This window comes from Streptomyces africanus, assembly GCF_002150735.1.
Lineage (GTDB): Bacteria > Actinomycetota > Actinomycetes > Streptomycetales > Streptomycetaceae > Streptomyces > Streptomyces africanus.
In genome coordinates this window covers 1-7,308 of sequence record NZ_MUKA01000478.1, presented here as the reverse complement: position 1 = coordinate 7,308, position 7,308 = coordinate 1, and the positions used below count along the sequence as shown (strand labels likewise).

The 7,308-nt window shown below is 72.7% G+C and carries 6 protein-coding genes; 4 read left to right on the top strand and 2 right to left on the bottom strand.

The window, feature by feature from the left end; all coding sequences use genetic code 11:
* A partial coding sequence (locus tag CCL05_RS40255) for a YdeI/OmpD-associated family protein (RefSeq protein ID WP_086565549.1) occupies positions 1 to 465 on the top strand: 465 nt, incomplete at its 5' end.
* A 60-nt stretch (positions 466 to 525) separates the two neighbouring features.
* Here the strand turns inward: CCL05_RS40255 and CCL05_RS40250 are convergent.
* Together CCL05_RS40250 and CCL05_RS40245 are read right to left on the bottom strand one after the other, a co-directional pair.
* Positions 526 to 1,311 carry a S1 family peptidase gene (locus tag CCL05_RS40250; RefSeq protein WP_086565548.1) on the bottom strand — a complete coding sequence of 262 codons (786 nt, stop codon included), beginning with the start codon at positions 1,309 to 1,311 and terminating at the stop codon, positions 526 to 528.
* Between the two features lie 135 nt (positions 1,312 to 1,446).
* A complete protein-coding gene (locus CCL05_RS40245; RefSeq protein WP_086565547.1) occupies positions 1,447 to 2,046 on the bottom strand; it encodes a YceI family protein in 600 nt (199 codons plus the stop codon).
* A 268-nt stretch (positions 2,047 to 2,314) separates the two neighbouring features.
* Here CCL05_RS40245 and CCL05_RS40240 point away from each other — a divergent pair, with 268 nt between their 5' ends.
* From CCL05_RS40240 to CCL05_RS40230, 3 genes are all read left to right on the top strand, one after another.
* Positions 2,315 to 3,166, top strand: coding sequence for an SDR family NAD(P)-dependent oxidoreductase (locus tag CCL05_RS40240; protein WP_086565546.1), 852 nt, complete (start codon positions 2,315 to 2,317; stop codon positions 3,164 to 3,166).
* Positions 3,167 to 3,349: 183 nt separating this feature from the next.
* Entirely contained in the window at positions 3,350 to 5,743 is a 2,394-nt protein-coding gene (locus CCL05_RS40235; protein ID WP_086565551.1) for a polysaccharide lyase 8 family protein, read from the top strand.
* A gap of 154 nt (positions 5,744 to 5,897) precedes the next feature.
* Positions 5,898 to 7,308: acyl-CoA carboxylase subunit beta (locus CCL05_RS40230; protein WP_086565550.1), on the top strand; the 1,411-nt coding region annotated here is incomplete at its 3' end.

Below are 7,308 nucleotides of genomic sequence, written 5' to 3'. Positions count from 1 at the left end.
GCAGCCGCCGCCGACCTGGACTCCTGGCTGGCGGCGCACCCCGCCCCGCACCCCGGCCTCTGGGTCAAGGTCGCCAAGAAGGGCTCGGGCATCCCCTCCGTCAGCGCCGCCGACGTCAACGACGTGGCACTGTGCCACGGCTGNNCCATGGTCAACGTCCGCCGGGTCGAGGAGCTCACCGCCGCTGGACGGATGCGGCCCGGCGGCCTCGCGGAGGTGGCGGCCGCACGGGCGGACGGACGGTGGGAGGCGGCGTACGCCTCCCAGCTGGAGGCCGAACTCCCGGCGGACCTCGCGGCGGCCCTGGAGGAGAGCCCGCGGGCCGCGGCGGCCTTCGAGGCGCTCGGGCGGACGGACCGGTATCTCGCGATGCTCGGCGTGCTCCGCGCCCGGACCCCGCGGGGCCGGGCGGCGCAGGTGGCGGCGGCGGTCGCGAAGCTGGAGGCCGGCCGGAACACCCGGTGAACAGGGGCAGGGCCCGGCGCCGTACGGCACCGGGCCCGCAGGCCGTTGTCGGGGGGCGGGTCAGAGTGTCGACGCCGCCGAGGCGATGGCGGAGGCGAACGTCGAGACCTCCGTGTAGACGCCGGGGGCGTCGGGCCGGGCGCAGCCGTCGCCCCAGCTGACGATGCCGACCTGGATCCAGGCGCCGGCGTTGTCCTTGCGGAACATGGGGCCGCCGGAGTCGCCCTGGCAGGTGTCGACGCCGCCCGCGTCGAAGCCGGCGCAGATCTCCTCGCCCGCGACGAGGCCGCTGTACAGGCCGCCGTAGGCCTTGCAGGCGGCGTCACTGACGAACGGCACGCTCGCCTTCAGCAGGTAGCGCTGTTGGGAGCCGCCCTCACGGTTTGCGCCCCAGCCGGCGACGGTGAAATCACCGGTGTTGTACTGCGTGGTCGTGGCGATCTTCAGGGTCGGCAGGTTGATGGGCTGGGCGAGCTTGATGAGCGCCCAGTCCTTGCCGGTGCCGTTGTAGCCGGGGGCGCGGAGCACCTTGGTGGAGCGGACCTGGACCCGGCCGCTGGTGGACTGGAGGTCGACGACCCCCGCGGTGGCGGTGATGCTCGTGTTGGTGCCGGAAGCGCCCACGCAGTGCGCGGCCGTGAGCACGATCTGCTGGGTGTACAGCGCGCCGCCGCAGCCCATGGAGAGCCGGACCATGAACGGGAACTCGCCCTGCGCGGCCCGCGTCCCGCCGACGACGGGGGAGGGGGCGGCCTGTGCGGAGGTGACGGGCTGCAGGCTCGCGATCGCGAGGGCGGCGGCCCCGAGGACCGCGCATCTCTTGAGGGCCGTGAGGAGTCTCTTCAACGTGATGCCTTCCGTGGGGGGTTGACTGGGGAGGTCCAACCGAAGCATCAGATTGTCGAGAGCATGACAGCAGTGAAAGGAGCGATTCGGCCAGAACCGGCCCGGTGGGAGATCACCGGGCCGGCCGAACGGGGCTCACGCGTTCCTGATCGCCGAGATGTCGAAGTTGAGCTTGATCTTGTCGGAGACGAGGACACCGCCGGTCTCCAGGGCGGCGTTCCAGGTCAGGCCCCACTCGGAGCGCAGGATCTCCGCCTTGCCCTCGAAGCCGACGCGCTCGTTGCCGAAGGGGTCCTTCGCGGCGCCGTTGAACTCGAGGTCGATGGTGAGGGGGCGGGTCGTGCCGAGGATCGTCAGGTCGCCGGTGATGCGGTAGTCGTCACCGCCGAGGGCCTCAGCCGTGGTGGAGCGGAACGTCATGGCCGGGAACTCGTCCGCCTTGAAGAAGTCCGAGCTCTTCAGGTGGCCGTCGCGGTCGGCGTTGCCCGTCTCGATGCTGTCCATCACGACGTCCAGGGAGGCCGTGGACCGCGAGGGGTCGGTGCCGTCGAGGTGGAGCGTGCCCGTGAAGTCCTGGAAGCTGCCCTTGACGTTGGTGACCATGGCGTGCCGGGCGACGAAGCCGATCGTCGAGTGCGCGAGGTCGATCGTGTAGTCGCCGGTCAGGGCGGCCAGCTCCGGGCGCACGGCGTCGGTCGTGGCGGTCTCGGTGTCCTTGCGGCTGAAGATGCTCATGGGGTACGCCTCCTGCGTTCTGCCTGGAATGTTGAACGTTGAACCATGTAACGCGACCCACCGTAGACCTATTCCAGTTCAATGTTCAACCTTATGGGCGGACGTGTCGCGATGTGGTGCGTACCGCCGCATGGCGGCACCGGGCGGCACGCAGGGGTGGCCTTGTCGCATCCTGGGCGCAGGGCCCGGAAGGCGAGGTTCCACTTCGCGGGGCCGGCACGGGGACAGCCGAGACCACGGCGGACGTACAGCGCAGGGAGACCGACCGATGACACTCACCGGATCCGGCTCGGCCTACGACCCACCGGCGGGGGCAGCCCCACGCCGTCCCGCCGCCCCCTCTCCGGCGCGCGAGCACGGCCCGCCACGGCGCCTGGACCGGCGTGTGGCCCTCGTCACCGGGGCCTCCTCCGGCATCGGGGCGGCCACGGCGCGGCGCTTCGCCATGGACGGCTGGCACCTGCTCCTGAGCGGCCGCGACCGGCGCCGCCTGGAGCAGACGGCGTCCGGCACCACGGCCGTCGTGCTCCCCGCCGATCTCGCCGCCCCGGACGGCCCGCGCCTGCTGGCCCAGTCCGCGCTGCACACGACCGGCCGGGTCGACGTCCTCGTCGCCGGTGCGGGCATCGGCTGGGCGGGCCCGTTCGCCGCCATGCCGCACACCGACATCGACCGCGTGCTGGCCCTGGACCTCAACGCCACGCTCCACCTCGTGCGTGAGGTGCTGCCCTCGATGATCGCGGCCGGGCGGGGCCGGGTGGTGCTGCTCGGCTCGGCCGCGGGCTGCGTGGGCGTACGGGAGGAAGCGGTGTACTCCGCCGCCAAGGCCGCGCTGGCCGCCTTCTCCCAAGCGCTGCGCCGGGAACTGCGCGGCACGGGCGTGGGCGTGACCCTCGTGGTGGCCGGCCCCGTCGACACGCCCTTCCACGCCCGCCGCGGCAGACCCCAGGACCGCTCCCGCCGCCGGCAGATCCCGCCCGGCCGCGTGGCCGCAGCCGTCTGGGAGGCCGTACGCGAGGACCGCGACCAGGTCTACGTCCCCGCCTGGCTGGCCCTCCCGGACCGCCTCCGCGCCCTGGCCCCGAGGATGTCCGGCCGCCTGCTGAACCGCTGGGGCTGACCCGGCCGTGACACCTGGCCCCGGAGGCAAGGCCGGGACGGCCGAGGCGGTGAGCAAGGTATCGGGACGCGGCCGGAGCAGCCCCAGCCGCGGAGCAGCACAACCGGGGTACGTTCCCCCGTTCCGGTCACTCCGGCCGGATCCTCCGTTCAGGTGACGGTCTCCCCGTGGTAGGGCATGGGCATGACTCCCCAGCGTCGCGTCTTCTCCCGCCGCACGGCCGAGGCCGCCGCTCCGCCCCGCCCAGGCCGCCGCGCCCTGCTGCTCGCGGCCGCGGCCCTGGCGGCCACCGGCGGCGCGAGGCCCACGCCCCGGGGGGCCGACGCGCAGGACGCCGACGCTCGGGCCCCCGACGCCGACCCGTACGACACCCTCCGCCGGCGCTGGCTCGGCATCTCCCTCGGCGGCGGCTACGACCCGGCCGCGCAGCCGTACGCCTCCCGCCTCGCCGAGACCGGCGCACTCGCCCGCGCCCTGCACTCGGCCATGGCCCCGGCGGCGGACTCCCTCTGGCCCGGCCACCCCTTCGATCCGCCCGCCGGCATCACCATGAGCTACAGCCGCCTGTGGACCATGACCCAGGCCCATGTCCAGCAGGGCACCGGCTCGACCGCCGACCCGGATCTCCTCGCCGGCATCCTGCGCGGCCTCGACCACCTGTCCGCCACCGTCTACCACCCCGCCACCACCCGCTACGGCAACTGGTGGGAGTGGCAGATCGGCAGCCCCCGCCTGCTCATGGACATCACGGCCGCCCTGTACGACCGGCTCGGCGACGCCCGGATCCAGGCCGCCTGCGCCGCCGTCGACCACTTCGTGCCCGACTCGGCCCTCGGCGACTACACCGGCACGTCCACCGGCGCCAACCGGGTCGACCTGTGCCGCTCCGTCGCCCTGAGCGGCATCCTCGGCCGCGACCCGGGCAGGATCGCCCTCGCCCGCGACGCGCTCTCCCCGGTCTTCCCGTACGTCACCCGGGGCGACGGCCTCTACGCCGACGGCTCCTTCGTCCAGCACACCTGGGTCGCCTACTCCGGCACGTACGGCCAGGTCATGCTCGACGGCCTCGGCCGCCTCTTCGCCCTGCTCGCCGGATCCGACTGGGAGGTCACCGACCCGAACCGGCAGATCGTCCTGGACAGCGTGGAGCACGCCTACGCACCGCTCATCCACGACGGGCTCGTCATGGACAGCGTCAACGGCCGGGCCATCAGCCGCGGTCTCCTCACCGCCGACGACCGCAAGGTCATGCGCAGCGACCACTTCCACGGCCAGCAGCTCATCGCGGCCATCGCGCTCCTCGCGGCCGGCGCGAGCCCCGCCGAACGCGACCGCTGGCACGCCCGCATCAAGGGCTGGATCGAACGGAACACGGTCGCCCCGATCCTGACGGCACGCCAGTTCGGCGTCGCCGACCTGGCCCGGCTGCACGCGATCGCCGCCTCGCCCCTCCCGGCCGCCCCCGAGCCCACCGGCCACCGCCTCTTCGCCGCCATGGACCGCGCCGTCCACCGCCGCCCCGGCTTCACCGTGAACATCGCCATGGCCAGCGACCGCATCGCCCACTACGAGTGCGGCAACGGCGAGAACCCGCGCGGCTGGCACACGGGTGCCGGGATGGTCACCTGGTGGGCCGGCACCGGCGACCAGTACACGGACTGGTTCTGGCCCACCGTGGACTGGTACCGCCTGCCCGGCACCACCGTCTCCACCAAGCGCCTCGCCGACCGGGAAGGCGGCGAGTGGGGCACGGCCCGCCCGGACGCGCGCTGGGTCGGCGGCACCACCGACGGCGAGTACGCCGCACTCGGCCAGCACCTCAAGGGCCTCGGCTCCACCCTCCAGGCCCGCAAGTCCTGGTTCTGCGTCGCGGACGCGGTGATCTGCCTGGGCGCCGGGATCAGCTGCGCCGACGGCGTCCCGGTCGAGACGATCGTCGACAACCGCAACCTCGGCGAGTCCGGCACCCAGACCTTCGCAGCGGGCCCGGGCTGGGCCCACCTGGAGGGCCACGGCGGCTGGGTCCTGCTCGACGGCGAGCCGCAGGCGCTGCGCGAGGACCGCACCGGCGCCTGGTCCGACATCAACACCGGCGGCACGCCACAGCGGCGCACCCGCCGCTGGCAGACCCTCCTGCTCGACCACGGCACCGACCCGGAGGACGCCACCTACGCCTACGTCCTCATGCCCGGCGCGTCCCGCCGAGCGGTCGCGCGCCGCGCCGCCGACCGGCGCTGGCTGTCGATCCTCGCCAACGACGCCGTCCGCCAGGCGGTCAGTGTGCCCTCCCTCGGCCTCACGGCCGCGAACTTCTGGCAGGCCGGCACGGCGGGCCCCCTCACCGCCTCCGCCGGCGCGAGCGTGCTGACCGTCCGCCGGGGCCGTACCGCTACCCTCTGCCTGAGCGAACCGCCCCGTACGGGCGAACCACTGGAGATCACCTGGAACCGCCCCGTCCGCCGGGTCACCCACGCGGACGAGACGGTCGACGTGCTCTCCACAGGCCGCCGGCTGCGCGTGCGCGTCACCCCCGGGAAGGCATGCGCCACCCACGTCTGTGAGGTGACCCTCGGCTGACGGCTTTGTCGGACCCCCACAAGCCGCACGCCCCCTGAGCAGTCAGAAGGGCTGCACTCCGCCATGGTTCTGTTCAGGGGTACCAGGAAAACACGCCGGAGACTGTGAGGAGTCGACGGCCCGCAATCCTCGGTTGGCTTCGTAAGGTCGCTACATGACCGTTTTGGATGAGGCGCCGGGCGAGCCGACCGACGCGCGTGGACGCGTGGCCGAACTGCACGAGATCCGTGCGCAGGCGGTGGCCGGACCGAGCGAGAAGGCGACCGAGGCGCAGCACGCCAAGGGCAAGCTGACCGCGCGCGAGCGCATCGAACTTCTCCTCGACCCGGAGTCCTTCCGCGAGGTCGAGCAGCTGCGCCGGCACCGGGCGACCGGCTTCGGCCTGGAGGCCAAGAAGCCGTACACCGACGGTGTGATCACCGGCTGGGGCACGGTCGAGGGCCGGACGGTCTTCGTCTACGCCCACGACTTCCGCATCTTCGGCGGCGCGCTGGGCGAGGCCCACGCCACGAAGATCCACAAGATCATGGACATGGCCATCGCGGCCGGTGCGCCTCTGGTCTCCCTGAACGACGGCGCCGGCGCCCGTATCCAGGAGGGCGTCTCGGCGCTCGCCGGCTACGGCGGCATCTTCCAGCGCAACACCAAGGCGTCGGGCGTCATCCCGCAGATCAGCGTCATGCTCGGCCCGTGCGCGGGCGGCGCGGCCTACAGCCCGGCCCTGACGGACTTCGTGTTCATGGTCCGCGACACCTCGCAGATGTTCATCACCGGCCCGGACGTCGTCAAGGCCGTCACCGGCGAGGAGATCACGCAGAACGGCCTGGGCGGCGCGGACGTGCACGCCGAGACGAGCGGTGTCTGCCACTTCGCGTACGACGACGAGGAGACGTGCATCGCCGAGGTGCGCTACCTCCTCTCCCTGCTCCCGCAGAACAACCGCGAGAACCCGCCGCGCGCGGAGTCGGCCGACCCGGCCGACCGCCGCTCGGACGTCCTCCTCGACCTGGTCCCGGCGGACGGCAACCGGCCGTACGACATGGCCAAGGTCATCGAGGAGATCGTCGACGACGGCGACTACCTGGAGGTCCACGAGCGCTGGGCCCGCAACATCATCTGCGCGCTGGGCCGGATGGACGGCCAGGTCGTCGGCATCATCGCCAACCAGCCGCAGGTGCTCGCCGGTGTCCTGGACATCGAGGCCTCCGAGAAGGCGGCCCGCTTCGTCCAGATGTGCGATGCCTTCAACATCCCGATCGTCACTCTTCTGGACGTCCCCGGCTTCCTCCCGGGCGTCGACCAGGAGCACGGTGGCATCATCCGCCACGGCGCGAAGCTCCTCTACGCCTACTGCAACGCGACCGTGCCGAGGATCTCGCTGATCCTGCGCAAGGCCTACGGAGGTGCGTACATCGTCATGGACAGCCAGTCCATCGGTGCCGACCTCACCTACGCCTGGCCGACCAACGAGATCGCCGTCATGGGCGCGGAGGGTGCGGCCAACGTCATCTTCCGCCGCCAGATCGCCGACGCCGAGGACCCCGAGGCCATGCGGGCCCGCATGG